The organism is Pseudomonas sp. S34 (assembly GCF_009866745.1).
In the GTDB taxonomy this organism is placed as follows: Bacteria; Pseudomonadota; Gammaproteobacteria; order Pseudomonadales; family Pseudomonadaceae; genus Aquipseudomonas; species Aquipseudomonas jessenii.
In genome coordinates this window covers 4,003,374-4,024,216 of sequence record NZ_CP019398.1, presented here as the reverse complement: position 1 = coordinate 4,024,216, position 20,843 = coordinate 4,003,374, and the positions used below count along the sequence as shown (strand labels likewise).

The following is a 20,843-nucleotide window of genomic DNA, read 5'->3' as shown; positions in this document are numbered from 1 at the left end:
AGTGAGCAGAAGCAGTTGAACACCTGGGTCAGTTTTCAGTCGGCAGAACAGCCTTTACTGGGTCAGTTTTCGGTCAGCGGCAACAGTCTGGATGCACAAAAACGCAAAAAAAACTGTGGCTTCATATCAGTTCACTGATCCTTGCGGCAGCTCTGAACATGGGAAATGTTCATGCTAAGGAGTCGCCACTTCCTGAAGTGCGTGGCAACAATGGTTTGATGCAACTCATGGTTGATAATCGAGCGTACATCGCGCTGGGGGGTGATCGAACCGAGTTCAGCTATGACTCGCACAGCGATCAATATCAGTGTCTTGCTGGCAATCCGCTGACACTCAAACAACTGAGCAAAGGCGAACGAATCTATCAGGCCGCTACGGAAGTTGTCCGATGAAGACCCGCTGCGCCAAGGCCGAACGCCGATACCTAACGCGTCATGCCCATGAGGCGGCGTTTGAGAGAATGGAGCAACGAATGAAGGCCCATCCTGAAATGACGGTCAATCGTTGAGCATCCCTTCGGCAATTTCAAACAATAAATCTTCGGCAACGGCCGGTTCTTGTTGCGCCAGTTGCAGGGCGCTCGCGAAGAAATGGCGCTTGCGGTACAAGCCTACGACTTGAAAAGGGCAATCCAGATGCTGGGAGCACAGCGGCTGATGGCGCTGATGGGTTGAGAAACCCTTTATTCTCCGATTTCAGAAAAGCAAATGCCCCGACAAGTCGGGGTATTGCTTTTTAGGCGGGGCAGATTGTGTTTTCACACAGTCTGCACTGAGCGGCGTTTTCGATTGTGTGTAATTTGTTCGGCTGCAACAAAGAGAGGCCAGGATCTCTAGCTCCAGTCCGGCATTTTCTGAAAGAGTTCTTTCAATCCCATTCTTCAGGATTACAGATGCCGGCGAGAAATCCTTCGAAAATTAGTGGTTGGTCGAAAAGCTAGACTTCATCTAAGGTGTGGGCTGAAGTGTAGGCTGGGAAACTTTACCAAAAACCAGAAAAGCAAAGCCCTGATTAATCAGCGCTTTGTCGTATAAAAATGGCGGAGGCGATGGCGTCCTGTCCTGAAAAGGGCCGCGTCCGCCGGAGGGGGCTGTCAATGGCTCTTTATTTTCGATTTGCAAATTTCTCTCATGAGATCCTGGTACTCAAGTTTCTCCCAATTAAGACACTTTTATCAAGGTTATGTCTCATTCCTCCAGGATGACGCTCTCCGGAAATACCAAACTCCATTGATTTTTCGATTTAATTCCAATCTCAGAAAGAGCGTTTTATAGAAAATTTACTTCGTTTCTGGTTTGCCAATCAACGGCAATTTGGTCAACATATTTTTAAGTGCCAATGTATCCCACGGTAGGTGTTCGGCAATGCCTATCCCGACCACATCCACAACTTTTGCCACATCACCGAGTAGGCGAATAACTTGCTGCATGGTCATCTTGCCCTGAGCGATGCCATCCCAAGTGCTGGCAGGGACGTCCGGCTTTGCGAACAGTAATGAGCGGAATACGGAGGGGTCCAGCACATCAAGGTCGAAATGGATTGCCAGGTGTTTTGCCCCTGTGGATTTCAACCACTGCAAGACGGGTTCGCTGGTGTGCGCCAAGTCGGAAGGGCTTGCGCTCGACAGCCCGAGTCTGGCAATCATTGCGGTTTCCACCTCCATTGTTTCTTGCAGGCCTGCATACATCACATTGGCGGGTTTGATCGGACGTTTGACGGCTTTGACGAAGTCAGAATCTCCTTCACCCAACAGATTCCCCAGGACCATCGCATGGGCATGTTGAAAATCTTTGGGAGTGAGGATGTCCGGGTGGGCATCCACCCAAAGCACCGCCAACTCGCCATCATAGCGCTCGTTCAGGTAGGCGAAAGGCGCCAGGTCCACGAGGCAGTCACCGCCTAAAACCACCATGCGGTCGGGCTGGTGTTTCTCGATCAAATGCTGTGCATGGCTCAGTTGTTCCAAAAGCGCGCCGCGTGCAATGAGGCCATTCTCGAGTTCGAGTGTTTCGCCGCGAGGCTCGGCAACCTGCACTTCTTCAACGGGTCCAGTCGCTTCGGGCGCGAGCCAAGAGAGCAGTTGAGCGCCGAAATAGTAAGGAGCGTTGTTCCCACCCTGCCATTGAGGGAAGAGCAGGCGTAATGTTTTGCCAGGGGGATTACTCATCAGGAGTTTCCTTATGGTTGATTAAAAAAGCGCTTGTTCTTCACACCGCCGCGGGCAGTACGGGCTTCACTGACTCCTTCGCCTCCGCGGCAAAAATGGACAAGGTGACCAGCACCAAGGCTATGCAGTCAGTCGTGTGCAGTTGTTCGCCATAAAACAGAATCGAAAAGAACGACGCCGAAAGAGGAACCATCGCGAACGCCATACCCGTAGCGCTGGCAGGAATTTTGGTCACCCCCATGAAAAACAAAACGTAGGGAACTGCCCAAACCAGTGCGGCGTAATAGATCATTACTCCGGCGTTGCCGGCAGTCAGTTGGTGCCAGTCGAAGGAAAATCCCTGCAGGATCGCCATCGGCAGTGTGAAAAGCGTGCCGGTGAGGCAGACGCCGGCTGCCATGGTCGCCGGGGGCAGTTGGACGTCCAGTTTCTTGGCCGCGATCACGCATCCTGCGGACGAAATCGTCGACAGCAACAGGAAAACGATGCCGATCAAGGTGTTCTGTCCTGAGGTATCAGACGCCGGAATCGTCAGTACCAGTACGCCGCCAACTGCCAGGAGGATGGCGAGGATTTTTCTTATGCTTAACCGTTCTTTCAGAAACACTGAGGAGAGGGTAAGCACTGCTGCAGGTGCCAGACTGGTGAAGACCGAGGCAACAATAGCCGTAGCTGAAGAAAATCCGTATAGCAGAAAAACGGTGTACAGAACGGCTCCGAGCAGTGATTGGGCACTGATCGCTACCCATGCTCGTAGACCGATCTTGCTCAGGGCAATCTTGTCAAACACCCGAACGACGGGGTAAAGCATGGCGAAGGCCACGGCAAAGGTAATCGCCGTAAAGATCCAGATAGGGATTTGTGTCATCGCATCCTTTGCGATGGGATAGCTAATCCCGATCAACGCGTAGCACAACAGGACGTATACGTAGCCAGGGTTCATGTTAGACCTCAATTATTAGATTTATGGCAGCTACAAAAGGCAAAGCGTTCGCTCGATGGGGCGATTCGCAACAGGCATATCGAATTTTTTGTGTTTTAAATACAGGACTAGTCGGTCCAGTACGTTATCGATACTGGCCCTAACTGGATGCGGAGGCTTTACTGAGATTGCCAAGCATTGTGCCTGGCCCGCCAATTGGCTCAGTGATGATGCAGGAGTTGCTGAGGCGACACGCCATAGGTGTTCTTGAAGGCGCGACTGAAGTGGGAAAGGTTCGTGAAGCCGAAGGTAAGGGCTGCATCGCTCACGTGCTGGAAGCGTCCTTTGAGCAGCGCGTTATGACAAGCCGACAGTCTTTGATGCCATAGCCATCTGATGGCGGTTGTGCCTTCTTTCGCGAACAGTCGGTTCAAGGTTCGAGGGGAGACATAGGTGGCTTGTGCGACGGTATCGATCGTCAACTCTTGGTCATGAAGATTCGCTAATAAAAACTGTTTGATACGCTGCAGTTGCTCGGTTTGATGCGGCTTTCGCGTGATGTCAGAGGTTTCGAAGGCTGATTCGAAAGCGGTCGATAACACATCCAGAAACGAGGAATTCAAGCGCTCGCCGACTGAATCCGGCAAGGCTTGGGTGCTCCATATCTCCATTAACATCGTCTTGGCGAGACTTCCCAAAGCTGATTGGCTTTCCAAGGTCCGGCTCAGAAAATGCTCGGCATTGGAAATATGCTCCAGCAGGAGGGGGCGGGGCACTGCCAGGACAATTTGATTGTCCCCTTCGGGAAAGCTACAAACATAAGGTTGCGCACTGTCGAAGAGGACGATATCTCCCGCTCGTTGTATCGATCGCCTGTCATTTTGCGTGACATGCGCTTCAGGGCATAACGAGAGCGAGATGAAAAAGTGATCGTTATTATCGTCCCGACGGTGACGTTCATACTCGATTGGCAGGGATTTTATTTGGCTGAATGTCACACTCCCGAGCGTCTTGACATTTAATAGACCATCGAATTGCTCATCGCTCAGCTTACGGTTGTCCGTTGGTGCATAAGTCGAACACACCACATCCTGCCAGTAATCGAAACGCTCCTTAGCTCCGAGATCTTTCGTAGGGTAGAGAATGGCCATGAGAAGCCTCTGAGGTTGCATCGCATCGACAATGTATTTTTAGCTGAATCAGATTATCCGACATTTCGTCAGTGAGAGACACCAGCACAGCTTGATGCTGTCTGACCGAAACCGAATCTGGTCGCTAGACGCGCCGAAACAAGCATCGCGAGTAGGTAGGTGTATATCGCATTCATGTCGTAGGGAGCCAATTGCGGAGGCGTAAGGAGTCAAGCACCACCTCTGGTTTTGCGCTGCAATGGAACTCCAATTTCAGGAAGCCACTACCGTGCACATCATCGCTTATGTCATGCGTCGTAAACCTGGGCTGAGCCAGGAAGAATTTTTCAAATTGTATGCAGAACATGGACAAGTCATGGCCATGGCCGCCCGTGGCCTTCTGCGCTACGAGCAATACCCGCTGCGTGTGGCCGAGTCGCTGGGTGATGTTTACAGCACGGGTCTGCCGGAATATGACGCGCTGTCGGTCTATACCTATGAAACCGCCGAAGACGCCGAATTCACGTCGCGGTTAAACGAGGTGATTGAGGACAGCGAACGCTTTATTGATTTCGCGACAATGATCACGCTGCCTGTCAACAAACGTACCGTTGTTTGATGGTGTAAGGGAGAGAATTACCTTGAAGCAGCGCTGCTAAAAGCAGCGCTGCTTTGCCTGGCGGCTCATTACGGTATGAGTGTGATCAGAATAGAGTGACGATCTTCAGCCCAGCCACCACAGCATCATCCACCTGTTTAACACCCCCTGGATTGTGTACGTACTGAATGTTCGGACGAATCGTCAACCAGTTGGTGGCGTGGATGCCATAGTAGAGTTCACTGCTGTATTCAGTCCCTTGAAGGGGCATGTAGTTCGGCTCACTATAATCCGCAGCGCCGGATCTCTGATTCAAGAGCTCTTGGGAATCCCGAATCTTGCTGTTCACATGTGCGCTTGAGACGGCGAATCCGATCTGGTCTTTCGGACGCGAATCGAAGGGGCCAGTGGCAACTACACCAGCACTGTAGAAACGATCGACGAAGCTGGTATCGCGATCGTTGGCGTGGGCCTGCGCGAAGATCTCAACTGGACGGTTCGGGTCTGATGCAAATTGAGCAACCTGTTGGCGTGCCATTAACCAAACGCCACTACGCTCATCTCGATTGCGTGGGGCGGCGCCGGTTAAAACCCGTGGTTGCCCGTTCTCATCTTCAAAAACGTCATTGGCATTCATATTCATATGATAGGCGCCAACACGGTACTCACCCGGCAGTCCGAACAGAGCGTGTTGTGGCTTCCAGATCAGCTCGACCGGGAGGTTGACGCCGTTCGCACCGCTGGTGCTCACTTTGAAACCGTTGTCGTGTTCGAGCATCGTACGGTTATGTTCATAGACACCCGCTTGCAAGTACAACTCGGGCGCTACTTGCACTTTCAGACGTGTTCCCCAGACACTGACCGGCCAGCTATACCAGTCATCACCCGCCCAAACGCCTGCCTGGGAGGAGCAGAAAGACAAATTTTGGAAATCGCAGGGGAAGCTTTGGAAGTCTTCGCTTGGTGAGCCTCGACCTACCTTAAGGTCGACTACGCCGTTCAGATACGTTTGATGGAACCACATTTGGGTAAGACGCCAGATCTGCCCTCGTCCAGCGACCTCCATCGTAGACCCTACAGGTCCGCTGCGCGGATCGGTGAGACGCTGGCCGGTAAAGTCTTCGCCGTTTCGGTCAGTGATAAATAACTGGAAGTCCGCATTGTCGAGGCCGACGGTCTTTTGCAGGTCTACATTGAGACCAAAGACGAACTGGTCGGCGTAACCGACCTTGCCGTTCTTATCGTAACCACCATGAACGTTTGTCGCCGTGTTGGATACGTACTTTCCGATGAAGGAATATCCTTTATCTTGCCATTCCTGGCGAGTGCCACCCCAATCGCCCAGCATCCATGGTGAATCGCTGGAGAATGCATCAGCTGCCTGTGCGGTCAAACAAGGGCTAATTCCAGAAAGTGCAACAAAGCTCAATTGAGCCGCATTTTTTTTTGAAAGCTTGCTTAGGACGCTCATGGATTGGATCTCTTATTGTGCATGTTGAGTGACGAGCTGTTTTTTATGGCGATACGGGTCGTGCAGACGTGCTCCAATAAAACGCAGTTAGCGTCTAACGGTTTTTAAACTTGGTATTGCGGGTTTTTTAAAACTCTCTAGAACGACTTAATATTATTCAGACAAGAAAAAGCCGCCCTGACTTCACGCGACAATCTATGGGTTGGGCGCGACAGAATAGGGGGGAATAATATACGTTAATAGATTAACGATACGAATCTACGCATCGCATTGTTACGTTTGGGAGCAGGGGGTGAAATGACGTGGCCATGCGATGTGTTTAGCAGTCATGGCCATCTACGGGCGGGGAGGGAGGGCCTTAGCAGGTGAGTGCGTTAGCGTTGAATCAAGGTGTGCGGGCATACGCCGAAGGCTTTCTTGAAGGAGCGACTGAAGTGAGAAAAGTCGCTGAAGCCGCAATTCAGCGCTGCGTCGGTCACCTGCTTGAAGCGACCCTCACAAAGCGCCTTGTGGCTGGCATTGAGGCGCTGTTGCCACAGCCAGCGTATGGCGGTGGTCCCATCCAGGGCAAACAATCTGTTGATAGTCCTGGAAGTGACATTGTGCGTTCGGGCGATACGTTCAATATTCATCTCCGCGTCGTCCAGATTGGCAACCATGTAGTGCTTGATGGTGGCGAGGATGTGCTGGTGGCGAGTTGGCACCTCCTGTTGGCGGCTCAGTTCCATATCCATCGCGGTAGTGAGCATGTCGAGAAGGGCTGAGCCTGCCCGATTTTGCGCCGCCGAGGTGGGTAATTCCTGCAAGCGATGGCTATGGCGAATGGCGGCGGCTGCTATTTGGCCGATGGCCGTGTTGCCTTTCAGGGTGATCGCGGTCAGGTCGCTCGCCTGGCTCAGTCTTGAAGACAGCAGGTGGTGCGGGATCTTGAAATTCAGGGACTTGTGCGGTGTCGTGAAATCCAGTGCAAATGGGTGCGCGGCCTCATAAAGCACCATGTCTCCTGAACTCAGCACAGCCTGCCGCCCTTGCTGTGTGACATGGGCGGTCCCGCTCTCCAGCAGCATGAGCTGAAAGTCCGAGCAGGAATCCTCACGGAAGCCTTGCGCTAACCGTTTGTATTGCATCGGGATACTGCAGCGGTGATCAGTAAATTTGAGACTGCCAATGTCGGTCTGCGCGACCTGCGCACTGAAGTTGTGATTATTGATCAATTCGCATTGGACGCGTACGTAGGTCTGGCAAGCGACGTCCTGCCAGAATGCGGCGCGTTCTTTTGCCTTTACCTGCGTTGTGCTCTGCGTGACAGTCATGGCGCACCTTCACTTCTGGGTCTTGATTCGACATTGATCAAAGGCGTTAGCAAGAGCCATGCCGTTTTTGGTGGCTAGAGAGTGGCGTGCAGCATTGAAGCCTTGCATGTTAGTTAATATGTGAATGAATGTGCCGAATTTTTCCGTCACTTAACACATTTCGTGAGCGCGAGTTGTGCATCGAAATGGCGCGTGAGTGCGCCGTTGTGAGTCATAAAATTTTGTCGTTGTGAGTCTATTTAATGTCGCGGTGAAACAGGTCGACGCAACGTCGGCTTTCTATGCTTGTTCATAATTACATCGCCAGTAAGTTGTGAAAATATTCTTCTCGGAGTGTGGATGGAAACCTCAGGGTGGAAAATTTAGCGACGGTTGACTTTTAAAGTGCCCGGTGTGATGGCCGAAAATTTAAATGATGTCGAACGAGTGATTATTATGAATAACGAAGTGGTACTTCTCGCCAGAGGATTAACAAAAAAATATGGCGGCGTTGAAGCACTCAGTGACGTAGGTTTTGATCTGGTCACCGGCGAAATCCACGGATTGTGTGGCGAAAACGGCGCGGGTAAAAGTACGCTTATTAAAATACTGGGAGGGCTGGTCAAACCGGACAGCGGCTCAATCATGGTTCACGGGCGGTCGTTACGTTTGGGTAAGCGGGTTGACCCGGCGCTGATTTCGATCGTTCACCAGGAACTGTCGATCATCCCGCATTTGTCGGTGCTGGATAACATCATGCTGAGCTGTCCAGGCGGTGTTCTCTACTGGCGCGGCAGCTTGAAAAAACGGGCGCGTAACCTGCTGGACATCGTTGGTCTGGAGCATATCGACTCCGGGATGCTGGCACAGAAACTGTCACTGGCCGAGCAACAACTCGTCGAAATCGCGCGAGGTATTGCCACCGAAGCCCGAGTGTTGTTGCTCGATGAGCCGACGGCCACATTGTCTGATGCCGAAATCGGAAAAGTCTTTGCCGTCCTGCGCAAGCTGCGTGACAGCGGTTCTACAATCGTGATCGTCAGCCACCGTCTGGATGAGATCTTCGCGCTGACCGACAGGGTGACGGTGTTCCGCAATGGTCGACATGTGTGCACCCACCCGACCCGGACGCTGGACGGAACTTCGCTCGTCAAGGCGATGATTGGTCGCGATGTGGTTCGAGGGGCCCATCATGAAAAGCCTTTGGTGGAAGTGCAAAACAAGCCCTGTTTAAAAGTGCAGGGACTGACACTCAACGGAAAATTTGGTCCATTCAACCTCGCGTTTGGCCAAGGCGAGACAGTCGCTGTCGTAGGGCAGTTGGGATCGGGGGCCGACATCCTGCTGGAGGCGCTGGCCGGGCTTCACCCGCACATGCGCGGCGAAGTCTTCCTGGGCACTTCAAACCTGAACCTTCGCAGCATCAATGACGCCTATCACGCGGGAATCGCTTATGTGCCCGAAGACCGGGCAGGGAAGGGTGTGTTTCTTGATGAAAGCATCGAGATCAACATCACCACTCAGGTGCTCGACCGCGTCAGCGCCAAAGGCATGATTGTCCACGCCAAAGCACGTCAGTTGGCAAGTCGACTCGCCGGTGAGTTCCAGATTGACGGGAGCCGGTTGGCGTTCGACGTGTCGACCCTCAGCGGCGGAAACCAGCAAAAGGTTGCGCTGGCCAAAGCGGTGGCGATGAATCCGAAAGTCCTGCTGCTCAACGAGCCGACCAGAGGTGTGGATATCGGCGCGCGTGCCGAAATTTACGAACGATTGAACCTGCTGACCAAGGCTGGGATGGGCATCGTTTTTTACTCGTCGGATCTGGAAGAAGTCATGGAAATCGCCGATCGCGTCATTACGGTGTATCGAGGTCAGGTTGTGAGCGATAAGCCAAGGTGGGCCGTCAGTGCCGACGATGTGTTGCATGACATCCTTCACGGGAAAGACAACCTGGAGGCCTGTGCATGATGAGTAAGTCATCTACGCGTACGCACACATTTCGGGTATCGGCAGGGGCGGCCAGCGGAGTTTTGCGCAACAGTTTTTCGCCGCTGCGTATTCATGCGACGTCGGTCCGACTGGCGACCCTTCTACTGTTCGTCATCGCTGCCATAGGAGTGCCCAATTTCGCATCGGCGAGCAACATAGCGGCGATTATTTATGCGGCAGCTACCGTCGGAATCGCAGCAGTAGGGTTGGCTACGATCACGTTGAGTGGGAACTTGTTTTCACTGTCATTAGGGGCTACGGCCGCGTTTGCCTCGATAATCTTCGCGTCGTTTATTTCCAGCGGAATTTATCTTGCCGTCGCCGGCGCATTGGGCATGGGCGTGCTGGTCGGGCTGGCGCAAGGCGCTGCCATTGGAATGATGCGCTGTAACCCGATTATCACCTCGATTGCTGTCGCCTCGATTGTTACAGGCATCGCCTCGACCTTATCTGGCGGTCGCACAATCATGGGGCAAGGTGACACCAGTTGGTTAGGGTCGGGCGTGATCATTCCAGGGTTGCCCAATCAAGCCTTGGTCTTTTTGTTGGTCGCTTTGGTATTGGATCTAATTGTTCAGCGGATGCGCATTGGACGCGAATTGCGATTGACCGGAAGCAATTCTGTCGCTGCGCAGATGGCGGGATTGCGCACCAAATCTGCGGTGGTCATGGCCAATGTGATTTCTGCCACGACGGCGGCCGCAGCAGGCGTACTGATCGCCGCTCAGTCATCCACAGGTAACTTGCTGGTAGGCGCGGATCTGGATTTCAACGCGATATCCGCGGTGTTGGTGGGAGGCATTGCCATCGCGGGCGGACGCGGAAGAGTTCTGGATGCGGCAGTGGGCGCTTTGTTTTTGGCGCTGCTTGGCAACATTCTCCTGGTCAATAACTTTTCTTATGAAGTGCAACTAATGGTCAAGGGGCTGGCAGTACTGCTGTCGGTGGCTTTGGGTGCCATGTTGCTGCGCATGCGCCGCTGAACTGAACTGGAGACTCTAATCATGAAAGTATTTGCTTTTTCCCGTTCGGCCTTTATTCGTGTCGCCGTACTAGTGTGTCTGGTGGCATTTTTCAGTGTGGTAAACGGCGATTTTCTCGCACAGGGCAATCTGTATGCGCTGGGACAAAACTTCGCATTACTGGGGTTAGTCACTCTGGGGCTTGCGCTGACCATGATTGCCGGAGAGTTCGATTTGAGTCTCGGGGCAATTGTCGCTATCGCCGGATTGGTTATGGTTAAAACCGGAGACGCCGTGCCGCTTGTCGGACTCGGGTTGGCAGTAAGTTGTGGCGTGCTGCTGGGATTGATCAATGGCGCTCTGACGCTTGGGCTGGCGGTTTCCTCACTGGTCACCACACTCGGGACGATGATTTTATTGCGCGGCCTGGCGGTCTGGATTGAAGGTGGCGAAGTGGTCAGTTACTCCAACTTCGATGCTTCTGATGCGCTGGATCAACAGATATTGGGTGTTTTCTCACCGCGGAGCCTGATCACTATCGCCTGTTTCGTTTTGATCGCGGTTTTGCTTCGAGTTTCTCGAGTGGGCAGAAATATTATTGCAACCGGGAGTCGTCGCAAGGCGGCCGTGGCCAGTGGCGTCAACGTGAAACTCTCTATTTTCGTAGTCTTTGCGATTTCCGGAGGGTTTGCCGCGCTGGTCGGGGCACTAATGTCTATCAGCCTGGCTAGTGCTTCATCGCAATACGGCTCCAACCTTCTACTGCAGGCGGCTACCGCGGCCATTCTGGGCGGGGTCGCGTTGTCCGGAGGTATTGGGCGCCCCCTTCATATCGCATTGGGCGTGCTGATACTGACAGTCCTCAACAACGGGTTGAATCTGTTAGGAGCACCTTCAGCGCTGATCCTGCTGCTCAATGGTTTGATGTTGATGTTGGTCATGTTGTTTGATCGGGATACCAGCAGTTTCCTGCGCAAGATAAGTTTCAAATCGCTAAAAGCTCGTCCGTAACTCCCATAAAAAATCCAAGTTATCCGGAGCGTTAATCATGTTCGAAGTGTCTGTATTCCGACGTGCCCTGTTGGCTGTTGGTGCAAGTGTGTTGCTGGCCAGTGGAGTCGCCCAAGCCGAGTCGAAATCCTCGCGAGTGATCTTTCTCGGCGCTGATGATGTGTGTAGCTATTGCGCGGCCTACAACAGCACATTGCGCGACTATGCAAAAGAAAAGAACCTTGACCTTGAAATCGTTACAAACAAGTTTGACCCCGCCCAGCAAGCATCACAAATCGATCAAGCCATCGCCAAAAAGCCAGATGTGATTCTGCTGTGGGCCATTGACGGCGCGGCGCTTATTCCGTCCATTCGTAAAATCGATAAAGCCGGCATTCCGCTGTTGCTGACGGATGTTTTGCCGGATCGTAAATTCGAAAAATATTGGAAGAGTTATTCCGGCGCCGATAACGAGGCCGAAGGACGTTTAGCCGCACAGTTGATGGTGGATGGATTCAAAGCCAAAGGTTTCGAACTCAACGGGGACATTATCGCGATTACCGGCATCGTTTCTCAGGCACAGGTCATCGATCGCACCCGTGGGTTTGCCGAGGAACTCGCCAAGATTGCCCCGGACATCAAAATTGTCGGAGCTCAACCTGGCAATTGGGATCAGGGGATTGCAACCAATGCGACGGCGGGCCTGCTGACGCGATTTGGCAAAACCATTAAAGGCATTTATTCACATGAGGACGCGATGGTTGCAGGCTCGATCGTTGCTCTGGAACGTGCAGGCATGGATCCTTCCAAACTAGCGATCGTCAGTATTGGTTGTGAGCCTTCAGGGGTCAGCCTGCTTAAATCTGACAAACTGTACGCGACCGTCCTTCAGTCGCCGATTGATGACGCCAAGTACGCTATTGATAACGTCGTTGACTATCTGACCGGCAAGCCGTTGGAAAAACTGAAAATACAGCCGATGTCGGCGGTCACCAAGGCTAACGTCGATGAGGTCTGCGAACCTTGGCCGGCAAGCTGATGGTTGCTTGAAGCCAGGATGAAGAGTCGCGACAACCGCTAATGGGTTGTCGCGCAGTGCCCTGCGCGCAGGCATAGGATCTCGGCCCGTGTGCAGAGCATTCAGGCAACGTTCGGCTTACCAATCAGTGGCAGCCTTGCAAGCATGTTTTTCATGGCCAGGGCGTCCCAAGGTAGATGCTCGGCGATACCGAGGCCCACCACGTCCGCAACCTTAGCCACTTCTGAGAGCAATTGAACGACTTGCTCGATCTTCAGCTCTTCTTGCGCGATGTCATCAAATGTCCCCTCTGCAATGTCCGGTTTTGCGAACAGGAGAGAGCGGAAAAATGCAGGGTCGAGGGCGTCCAGGTCAAAGTGAACAGCAAGGTGCTTGGCGCCCGTCGACTTGAACCAGTCAAGGACAGGCTTGCTGCCCTGTTGGGCGAGTTGCGCCGGGCCGACATTTTGCAGTCCTAGCCGCTCCATCTCGCCGGCTTCCCATTCGCCAGGATCATGCAGCCCTACGTACATCACGTTCTGCGGCTTGATAGGGCGTGACACTGCTTCGACAAAGTCCGCATCCCCGTTGCCCAACAAGTTGCCAAGCACCATGGCGTGGGCATGCTGGAATTGTTCTGGCGTGACGATATCCGGATGCGCGTCAACCCACAGCACGGCCAACTCACCATCGTACCGTTCGTTGAGGTAGGCAAAAGGCGCCAGATCCACCAGGCAATCGCCGCCCAGAACGACGAGGCGATCCGGTTGATGCTTGTCGATCAGCGCGCGCGCATCGTGCAACTGGCGCAGTAACGCGCTACGGCCGACGATCCCACCTTCCATTGGCAGTGTTGAACCGTCAGGGACGCTGACAGGGACTTCTTCGACCGGGCCGATGTGTTCAGGTGCCAGCCAGGACAGAAGTTGGGATCCGAAATGATAGGGAGGTTGTTGCCACCCTGCCATTGTGGGAATAGCAATCGCAGGTCTTGCCGTTGGACTCAGACATTGTAAATTCTCCTGTCTAGGTACAAGCGGAATTAGCAGCGCAGCAAAACCGCACCGGTGGCTTGGCGAGAGGTCAGCCGCTGGTAAGCTTCGGCATACTGATCCATAGGAAATACGCTGTCGATATGAGGTCGCAGCTTGCCCTCATTGATGAACTGGCCAATCGCTTGCAACGCGTTAGCGACATCCTCATCGGTCTCAAGCCAAGCGTCATAGCCCAGGATTCGTTTCTCATAAATGACCACGTCAGGCACATCGAAGGTAGCCGTCGTGCCAGCGGCAAAGCCTATGGATATCACCGCTCCGCGAGTGCGCAACCCACTGATAAGCTCACCGAGAAGGGCGCCTCCGACCGGATCGAACGCCAAATGGGCACCTTCACCATTGGTTGCAGCAAGCACAGACTCCAACAATTTCTGCTTGGAAAGATCGATAACGACTTCTGCGCCTGCCTGGCGAGCGCGCTCGATCTTGGCGGTAGTGGAAACAATGGCAATCGGAACGGCGCCTAGCGCCTTTGACATTTGAATCAGGGCTTGACCCAAAGCACCTGATGCACCTGAAATCAGAACCAATTGACCACGTTTCACTTGGGCGACACGGGTGAGCGCTTGGTGGGCGGTGACGTAGTTGATAGGCAATGCGGCGCCTTCGTCCAAGTCAAAACTGGCCGGCAATTCGATGATGCGTTTGTCTTCGACCAGCGCCCACTGCTGCTGTAGGCCATCTTCAGTAATGCCTAACTGAGCCCCACCGTAAATCGCAACCCTGGTGCCTGATTTGAAGCGGTCACTTTGTTCGACCACTCCTGAACCATCATTGCTCAATACCAGTGGGGCCTTTGACTTGGCAACGAACCCGGTACGGACCTGGTTGGACAGAGGGTTTACCGTGGACGCATGAATCTTGACCAAGGTGTATCCGGGCTTGCATACCGGCATGGCTCGGTCTTCAATTTGCATCTGTGGGGGGGCCCCGAGCTGGATGGCAACGAGTGCTTTCATATGAACCTCCAAGAAACGGTTACGCCAAGGCTCCTCCGAAAAAGAGCGTGCTGGCAGTGATAGGTTGATTAGGTCTGCGAATTAAGTCAGAGCGTGCATGAGTGTTTTTTGCAGCTCAGCCATAAGCATCTCTGCACCTTGGTACAACGCGGACGAGGGAATGACGTGGGTCTTTTCGCCCTCGACCGCTAATAGCTGTGGTACCCCTTGAATCCTGTGCTGATTCATCAGCTTTTGCGCGGCCAGGAGACGTCTCTGCGTTCGCAAGGCAAGTTCATCATCTCGTTCGAGACGACGCTTGAAGGCGGATGCATCAATTTCCCAGCCGGACTTGTTCTGAAACGTGGCAGCGGCCTGCGCGACTACCTCGGTGTTCGATGTGTCCCGGCCCAGTATGTATCGCTCGATCTGCAATCGCTTTAGCAACAACGGTTCCAGCGGGGGGGGCTGATGGAAAGCGTTTCCGTCAGAGCGCGATTGATGGCACTCGAGTCAAAGCGACGCATGGAGTCCATCAGAACGTTGCGGTGATAGGCCTCGGTGAAATCCAGTCCCGTGAGGGAGGCGATACGCTGATCGCAGTTCCATGCGTAGGTCGCCCAATCAGGCGTCATGTCTCTTGCGCCTTTTTCTGAAAAAAGGCCGCAGGGCAGCATCTCCAATTGGTCAGGCCAACGTTTGGCTAGTTCAGCTACCGCTGAGGCGCTAGCGGATAAAAAATGTATTGAAAACGAACGACTGCCATCGTCAGCACCTTAAGTGAACGCAAGGCTGTACCTTATTCGCTTGTCTGGTGTGGATATACAGGGCAATAGTGGACGCTTTGTTGCACAGAGCACGCATATGGATCGATTAACAGCGGCGAAAGTCTTTCTTGAGACTGTGGCGAGAGGAAGCATCTCGGCCGCAGCCACTCATCTGGATATGTCCAGAGCGATGGCCACGCGGTACATAGGTTTGATGGAGGAATGGGCCGAGGTGCGGTTGCTGCACAGAACCACGCGCAAACTCAGCCTGACAGCAGCGGGCGAACAGTTGCTGCCCATTTGTAAAGAACTCGTGGCGCTGTCGACAGACGTTAAGGTGCTTGGCTCGCAAGCCGAGAGTGCGCCAAAGGGATTGCTGCGGGTCACTGCACCATCGATTTTTGCGGAATACTGCCTTACCGATGTGCTGATGGAGTTCCTTCAAACTTACCCTGCTGTGACCGTCGATCTGCAGGTTGCTGATCGCATCAGCAATCTCGCTGAAGATGGCATCGATTTAGCGATTAGAGTGACCGATAACCTTGATCCGGGCGTGATAGCGAAGAGACTCGGCCAAGTGGACTCGTACATCTGCGCGAGTCCTGCGTATCTCCAAAGGCATGGATTACCTGCCGATGTCAGAGACCTGGCCGCTCACAATTGCCTGACCTATGCGTACTACGGGCGTAGCCTCTGGCATTTTATCGTTGACGGTGAGAACGTCATGGTGCCGGTCACCGGCAGCTTCAGCACAAACGAAGCCTCCATCATCGTGCGTGCAGTACTGAGCGGGACAGGCGTTGCGATGCTGCCGCACTTCGCGGCCGAGCAGGCTATGAAGGAAGGGCGTTTGATTCGGCTTTTTCCAGAGTTTCGAATCAAATCCATTGGAATTCATGCTGTTTACCTGTCTCGCCAGCGTATGCCGAACGCCCTCAAAACGTTGATCGACTTTCTCTCCAAGCGCCTTGCAAGTTAAAGGCGTAGACCCTCGTGAATTACGATTTTAAATTTGAACGGGACTCAATTTTCAGAGAGTCCCGCTTGATCAGAAAGTATCAATCTATATGTTAGAACGCATAAACATAGCGCATCCGTACCCCTCTGTTCTCGAACGCATTGTCGACTTTCACATCGTGTATGTACTCAACCTGGATATTGTTTTTAGCATCCAGTTGCTTAGCCAAGCCCAAGGCGACTGTTTGGCCTGTCGTTCGGTCATTTTGACGGATGTCGTCCACCTCGGTTTCTCCCCCATTGACATAGCTGTACTTCGCCGACGCCCACAGCGTCGGAGTCAGATTGTACGAGTAGATGGCCTGCAGCGTAATTAGATCGTCCTTCTTCTGTTGCCTGCCAAAGTAGTCATCATTGTTTCCATAAAAATCAATGGCGGCTATCAGGTCAACATAGGTGTTATCCCCGAAACCTTGGGACAACCCGAATTCTGCGGTATAACTCCATCGGTTTGAGCCTAAACTGACGCCTGGCTGAGTGGAGTCGTACTTCCCGGTCGGAGCGGTGATATAGGGTGTGAAGGCTATGTAGGTTTTACTGTCAGGGTTGTTGACGAACCAGAAGGAGCTGAGAAATATCGCATCCCCCATGCCGCTACGCCGATCATCGACAGCGCCCGGTATATCCACATTCAGATTACCCATAGGTAAGATAATCTGTGGATCAATGATCATTCCGCCCAATTCCATAAAGTGGACATAACGAGCCACTACAAGATCGGATGAAAACTTGGCATCTATTTTTTTGTTGTCGGCGACATAGGTGTCGGATTGCTTGTGAACGTAGTAAAGGATGCCAAGGTCTACGCCCGCGGGTGCCGGTACATAGTCTCGAGCCATGGCGTCCCCTGCGGCGTGAGCTGCGTTACAGGCTATAACTGAAGTGATAAGGCCAAACGTGAGTGTTGATACTGTTTTCATTGATATACCATTTTTTATTTTTATTTTTTAATAGTGAGGGACGGAAAAGTTGACCAGTTTTCTTGCGTGAGTAGACCTCCTGATGTTTTAGGACGATGTTTGAGTGTTAGAGGGTTTTGTGGTGCCGGTCATGGCGTGGCGTGACCGGCTATTGATAGTGGCGTAAGTTCAGTACGGCCCAGTTTCGAGCAGGGTTTAGTGGTCAGCTCAGGCTTCTGGGCTTAGTACTTTCCTGTTCGTCACCAGCGAGTCTTTGCGTTTGCTGTCATAACGCCAGGCCAGCGCGAAGAACACCACGAGGATGCACGGTAGAAGAGTAGCGGTCTGAAAGATCGACGTCGTGGCAGCGACCAGAACCTGATCAAGTGCGGCGCTGCCTTCCTTTAGTGCCTCAAAGGCAGTAGCGCCACCGGCATTCGAAATTTTTGCTTCGTCGAACAGTTTTCCAAATATAGGCATGAGTGCGTAAGTCGATGACATGCCGGCAGACGCGGTTACACCGATAGCCAGCGATCCCCCGTTCGGAAAGCGTTCCGAAGTGGCAGCCAGCATCGTCGGCCACATGACGCTCGTCCCGATTCCGAATAGCAGGGCGGCGAATATGCCTGCCGATGGGCTTGCAGCTTGGCTCAGAAGGAAGAGGCCAGCCAGTGCAAAAAGCGACCCAAAGAAGAGAATTCCGCTGGACCCCAAAATGCGATAAAGCACCCCGGTAAATAGCCTTACTACGATATGGACGGTGTAGATGAAGGCCACCAGCCAAAACCCTTGGATGCCGACAATTTTGGTGAGTGTCAAATCGATCCAGCTTCCCGGAACCAGCTCCGTTGCTGCGGTCAGGAACATCGCACAAAGAAACAGATAGAAGGCCGGGCGGGCAAAGGTTTGTTGAAACATGCCCTTGAAAGATATGCCATGAGCGACGCGCTCGCTGGGTGGGTATTTGACGCGCGCGATCAGCACCAAAGCGATGATTGCGGGAATGAATACCAGGCATAACTGAACGCGCCAGCCCAGGGCGAAATGTTCGATCAATACACACGCGGGGGCAGCCAGCAGCATGCCGAGTGCATAAGCCGCATGGAAAAGATTGAGTTTGGGGACTTTGCGGGTGGGGTAGAGGGTCACCACTAACGGATTGAGTACTGCTTCTATTGATCCCCAAGCCAGTCCTTGTAGCAGCGAACCGCCCCACAGCAGCATGTAAGCCTGATCGGTTCCAGGAACTGCCATGACAATAGTCGCGGTGCCGGCTAGATAAAGCAGCACGCTGAGAATATGCACGCGACGTAAGCCGATTGCATCAACGAAGGGCGACATCACCAGGTTGGCAATGGCGAACCCGAGGAACAGTACCCCCAGAATCTCTCCGATCATTGCGCCAGAGGTCAGAACGTTTGTCGCATCGAAAAAATCATGCTTGATCGGGCTTGCGGCGTTGAGTCGAAACAGCACTTCAAAGCCCATACAGAACTGAGTCACAAAAGCTGCTATGAAAATCTGTGTGACCGGTATGCCTTTCAAGTAATTGGGATTACTTGTTTGATTTTGATTAGTCATTGCAGCAGGCTCCTTTCGCCAGAATTCGTTTGGCGAATGCGCGGGTTATTTTTGTTTTATTCGGAACGCAGTTGTTTAAAGCGATGTGTTATTTATGGCCTCCGATGCCGCCCTGAGGCGGCGTAAAGTAAAAAGGGCGCTTCGTCTGAAAAGCGGACTTAACTTTAATGTTTAGGGAGGTTCTGATTTACCCATTCCTATCGACTCAGACGGTCAGACAAGCGGCCGACTGAATGTGAGCTTGTGATGTGCTCTGTTGATCCGGCTTTTTGCTTAACGTGCTTACCGTGATAGGACTGGCTTTTTCGCTCTGTCTGATGAAGTCGACCAATCGCTCGGCAATCATGACCACTGGAGCCGTTGTGTTGCCTCGAACCAGGACCGGTATGACCGAAGCGTCAGCGACTCTAAGCCCCGAAATACCTCGAACCCTGAGTTGCAAATCGACCACCGCGGCATCATCGGCGCCCATGGCGCAGGTGCCGGCGGGGTGGAAGGCATTCTGAGCATGATTGCGCACGTACGCTTCCAACGACGCTTGATCGTCACCCACATCAGGACCTGGCATGATTTCGCCGTCAAGGAAGCGAGCGAGAGACGGGGCTTTGAGGATGCTTCTGGCCAATCTCACGCCGCGAACCAGATTCTGGACATCGGCGGGCTCGCTCAGGTAGTTCGCATTCAGGACCGGCGCAGCAGCAGGATCCTTACTGCGCAGTCGCACGCGCCCACGCGAATGGCTGGTCAAGCAGCAAGGAGCAACCGAGTAGCCATGGACGGGAGCAGTACCATCGAGTTTGCCCCAACTGGTAGAGGCCATCGCTAGCGTATGGATCTGGATCTCGGGGCGGCCATCGCCATCGAGGTCGAAAAAGCCTCCGTTTTCGACCAGGTTGGAACTGAGCAAGCCGCTGCGATACAGCATCCACTCCAGGCCATGGCGGAGCGCCTTGAGACCCCGGTCCTGACCGAGAAGACTGATGGGGTCCTTGAGTTTCCCATCGACGGGTACAACCAAGTGGTCCTGATAGTTTTCCCCGACGCCGGGCAAGTCACTGACCACCTCAATACCGTGTGCCCGCAGGTGTTCGGCGGGACCAATGCCCGAAAGCATCAAGAGCTTGGGGGATATCAGCGTACCGGCGCAGAGAATCACTTCTTTACGAGCAGTGATGAGAGTCTCGTTGCCCGATTCACCGACCAGTGCGACACCCACTGCCCGTTGATTTTCAATCAGCAGGCGAGCCACTTTGCTGTTGGTGCGCACAACCAGATTGGGCCGACGCAGGGCTGGACGAAGGTAGCCGCGAGCGGTGCTGCATCGTTCGCCGTTCTTGCTGGTGGTTTGGTAATAACCGACACCCGTCTGGGACGTACCGTTGAAGTCGTCATTGTAGTTAATAGGGATTCCGGCCGCTTCGCCCGCTTCTTGGGCCGCCTTAATGAAGGCCTCGCTGAGGATGTGTCGATGGCTGCAATCAGACACCGTTAATGGGCCGTCATTGCCATGCAACGCGCCACTCAGTCGTTGGTTGTTCTCGGCTTTTTTGAAGTACGGAAGAACATCGTCAAAGGACCAGCCCACACAGCCATTGGCCGCCCAGCCGTCGTAATCCTCACGCTGACCACGGATGTAGACCATCGCATTCAGCGAGTGTCCGCCGCCGAGCGTGCGTGCCTGCATCACGGGAATCGAGCGGTTGTTGGCATGGGGTTCAGGTTCTGTTTGGTAAGAAACGGTACGTTGCGTACCCATCAGCCTGAAGTAACCGCCATTCATGCGAATGAACAGGTTTTTGTCATGGGAGCCTTCTTCAAGCAGCAGCACGCGCTTTGAAGAATCTTCGCTCAGACGGGAGGCAACCACGCAGCCGGCAGCGCCGCCACCGACCACGATGTAATCGAAGGCATCAGTATTCATCTACTCACCTGTATCGCTAATTGTATTTTTTATGAAGGGTGCATGAGTTCATCCTAGGCTTACCGGGGAGGTGCAGCTTGGGTGGGCGCGCCAACTGCTTGGCTGGCTGCGCCAATCTTTTGCGAG

The 20,843-nt window shown here is 53.3% G+C and carries 16 protein-coding genes and 2 pseudogenes; 7 read left to right on the top strand and 11 right to left on the bottom strand.

All coding sequences use genetic code 11. The features are described 5' to 3' along the window. Positions 1-263: 263 nt before the first annotated feature. A pseudogene (locus PspS34_RS17990) lies at positions 264-674 on the top strand (IS5/IS1182 family transposase); the annotation flags it as partial. A gap of 605 nt (positions 675-1,279) precedes the next feature. Here the strand turns inward: PspS34_RS17990 and PspS34_RS17985 are convergent. The 3 genes from PspS34_RS17985 to PspS34_RS17975 form a co-directional block, all read right to left on the bottom strand. Continuing rightward, the gene (locus tag PspS34_RS17985; RefSeq protein ID WP_159390260.1) at positions 1,280-2,167 is read right to left on the bottom strand and encodes an arginase family protein; all 888 of its coding nucleotides are present in this window, start codon (positions 2,165-2,167) and stop codon (positions 1,280-1,282) included. 40 nt (positions 2,168-2,207) lie between these two features. Further along, on the bottom strand, positions 2,208-3,110 hold the full coding sequence (locus PspS34_RS17980; RefSeq protein WP_159390259.1) for a DMT family transporter: 903 nt from the start codon (positions 3,108-3,110) through the stop codon (positions 2,208-2,210). 200 nt (positions 3,111-3,310) lie between these two features. Continuing rightward, on the bottom strand, positions 3,311-4,240 hold the full coding sequence (locus PspS34_RS17975; protein WP_159390258.1) for a helix-turn-helix domain-containing protein: 930 nt from the start codon (positions 4,238-4,240) through the stop codon (positions 3,311-3,313). Between the two features lie 268 nt (positions 4,241-4,508). Here PspS34_RS17975 and PspS34_RS17970 point away from each other — a divergent pair, with 268 nt between their 5' ends. Beyond that, positions 4,509-4,838, top strand: coding sequence for an EthD domain-containing protein (locus PspS34_RS17970; protein WP_159390257.1), 330 nt, complete (start codon positions 4,509-4,511; stop codon positions 4,836-4,838). Positions 4,839-4,923: 85 nt separating this feature from the next. Here the strand turns inward: PspS34_RS17970 and PspS34_RS17965 are convergent, their stop codons facing one another. Continuing rightward, the gene (locus PspS34_RS17965; RefSeq protein ID WP_159390256.1) at positions 4,924-6,288 is read right to left on the bottom strand and encodes a carbohydrate porin; all 1,365 of its coding nucleotides are present in this window, start codon (positions 6,286-6,288) and stop codon (positions 4,924-4,926) included. Positions 6,289-6,662: 374 nt separating this feature from the next. After that, positions 6,663-7,601, bottom strand: a complete 939-nt coding sequence (locus PspS34_RS17960) for a helix-turn-helix domain-containing protein (protein ID WP_159390255.1) — start codon at positions 7,599-7,601, stop codon at positions 6,663-6,665. Between the two features lie 396 nt (positions 7,602-7,997). Here PspS34_RS17960 and PspS34_RS17955 point away from each other — a divergent pair, with 396 nt between their 5' ends. From PspS34_RS17955 to PspS34_RS17940, 4 genes are read left to right on the top strand one after another with little or no spacing between them, the layout of a single operon-like run. Further along, a complete protein-coding gene (locus tag PspS34_RS17955; RefSeq protein WP_159390254.1) occupies positions 7,998-9,548 on the top strand; it encodes a sugar ABC transporter ATP-binding protein in 1,551 nt (516 codons plus the stop codon). Next, positions 9,545-10,552 (top strand): ABC transporter permease, encoded by a 1,008-nt coding sequence (locus PspS34_RS17950; RefSeq protein ID WP_159390253.1) that lies wholly within the window; start codon positions 9,545-9,547, stop codon positions 10,550-10,552. Before PspS34_RS17955 ends, PspS34_RS17950 begins: the two co-directional genes overlap by 4 nt. 21 nt (positions 10,553-10,573) lie before the next feature. Further along, positions 10,574-11,542, top strand: coding sequence for an ABC transporter permease (locus PspS34_RS17945; RefSeq protein WP_159390252.1), 969 nt, complete (start codon positions 10,574-10,576; stop codon positions 11,540-11,542). A 37-nt stretch (positions 11,543-11,579) separates the two neighbouring features. Beyond that, entirely contained in the window at positions 11,580-12,560 is a 981-nt protein-coding gene (locus PspS34_RS17940) for a sugar ABC transporter substrate-binding protein (RefSeq protein ID WP_159390251.1), read from the top strand. 101 nt (positions 12,561-12,661) lie between these two features. Here the strand turns inward: PspS34_RS17940 and PspS34_RS17935 are convergent. The 3 genes and pseudogenes from PspS34_RS17935 to PspS34_RS17925 form a co-directional block, all read right to left on the bottom strand. Further along, positions 12,662-13,527: pseudogene (locus PspS34_RS17935) on the bottom strand (arginase family protein). Positions 13,528-13,581: 54 nt separating this feature from the next. Beyond that, positions 13,582-14,553 carry a zinc-binding alcohol dehydrogenase family protein gene (locus PspS34_RS17930; RefSeq protein ID WP_159390250.1) on the bottom strand — a complete coding sequence of 324 codons (972 nt, stop codon included), beginning with the start codon at positions 14,551-14,553 and terminating at the stop codon, positions 13,582-13,584. Positions 14,554-14,634: 81 nt separating this feature from the next. After that, positions 14,635-14,979, bottom strand: a complete 345-nt coding sequence (locus tag PspS34_RS17925) for a hypothetical protein (RefSeq protein ID WP_159390249.1) — start codon at positions 14,977-14,979, stop codon at positions 14,635-14,637. A gap of 417 nt (positions 14,980-15,396) precedes the next feature. Here PspS34_RS17925 and PspS34_RS17920 point away from each other — a divergent pair, with 417 nt between their 5' ends. Then, complete coding sequence (locus tag PspS34_RS17920) at positions 15,397-16,278, top strand: LysR family transcriptional regulator (RefSeq protein WP_159390248.1); 882 nt, start codon at positions 15,397-15,399, stop codon at positions 16,276-16,278. 91 nt (positions 16,279-16,369) lie between these two features. On the opposite strand, the gene PspS34_RS17915 is transcribed toward PspS34_RS17920, so the two are convergent. The 3 genes from PspS34_RS17915 to PspS34_RS17905 form a co-directional block, all read right to left on the bottom strand. Beyond that, positions 16,370-17,236, bottom strand: a complete 867-nt coding sequence (locus tag PspS34_RS17915) for a transporter (RefSeq protein WP_159390247.1) — start codon at positions 17,234-17,236, stop codon at positions 16,370-16,372. Positions 17,237-17,443: 207 nt separating this feature from the next. After that, positions 17,444-18,796: an MFS transporter gene (locus PspS34_RS17910; RefSeq protein ID WP_159390246.1), complete on the bottom strand. Its 1,353-nt coding sequence runs from the start codon at positions 18,794-18,796 to the stop codon at positions 17,444-17,446. Between the two features lie 205 nt (positions 18,797-19,001). Continuing rightward, a complete protein-coding gene (locus PspS34_RS17905) occupies positions 19,002-20,717 on the bottom strand; it encodes a GMC family oxidoreductase N-terminal domain-containing protein (protein WP_159390245.1) in 1,716 nt (571 codons plus the stop codon). Positions 20,718-20,843 lie beyond the last annotated feature (126 nt).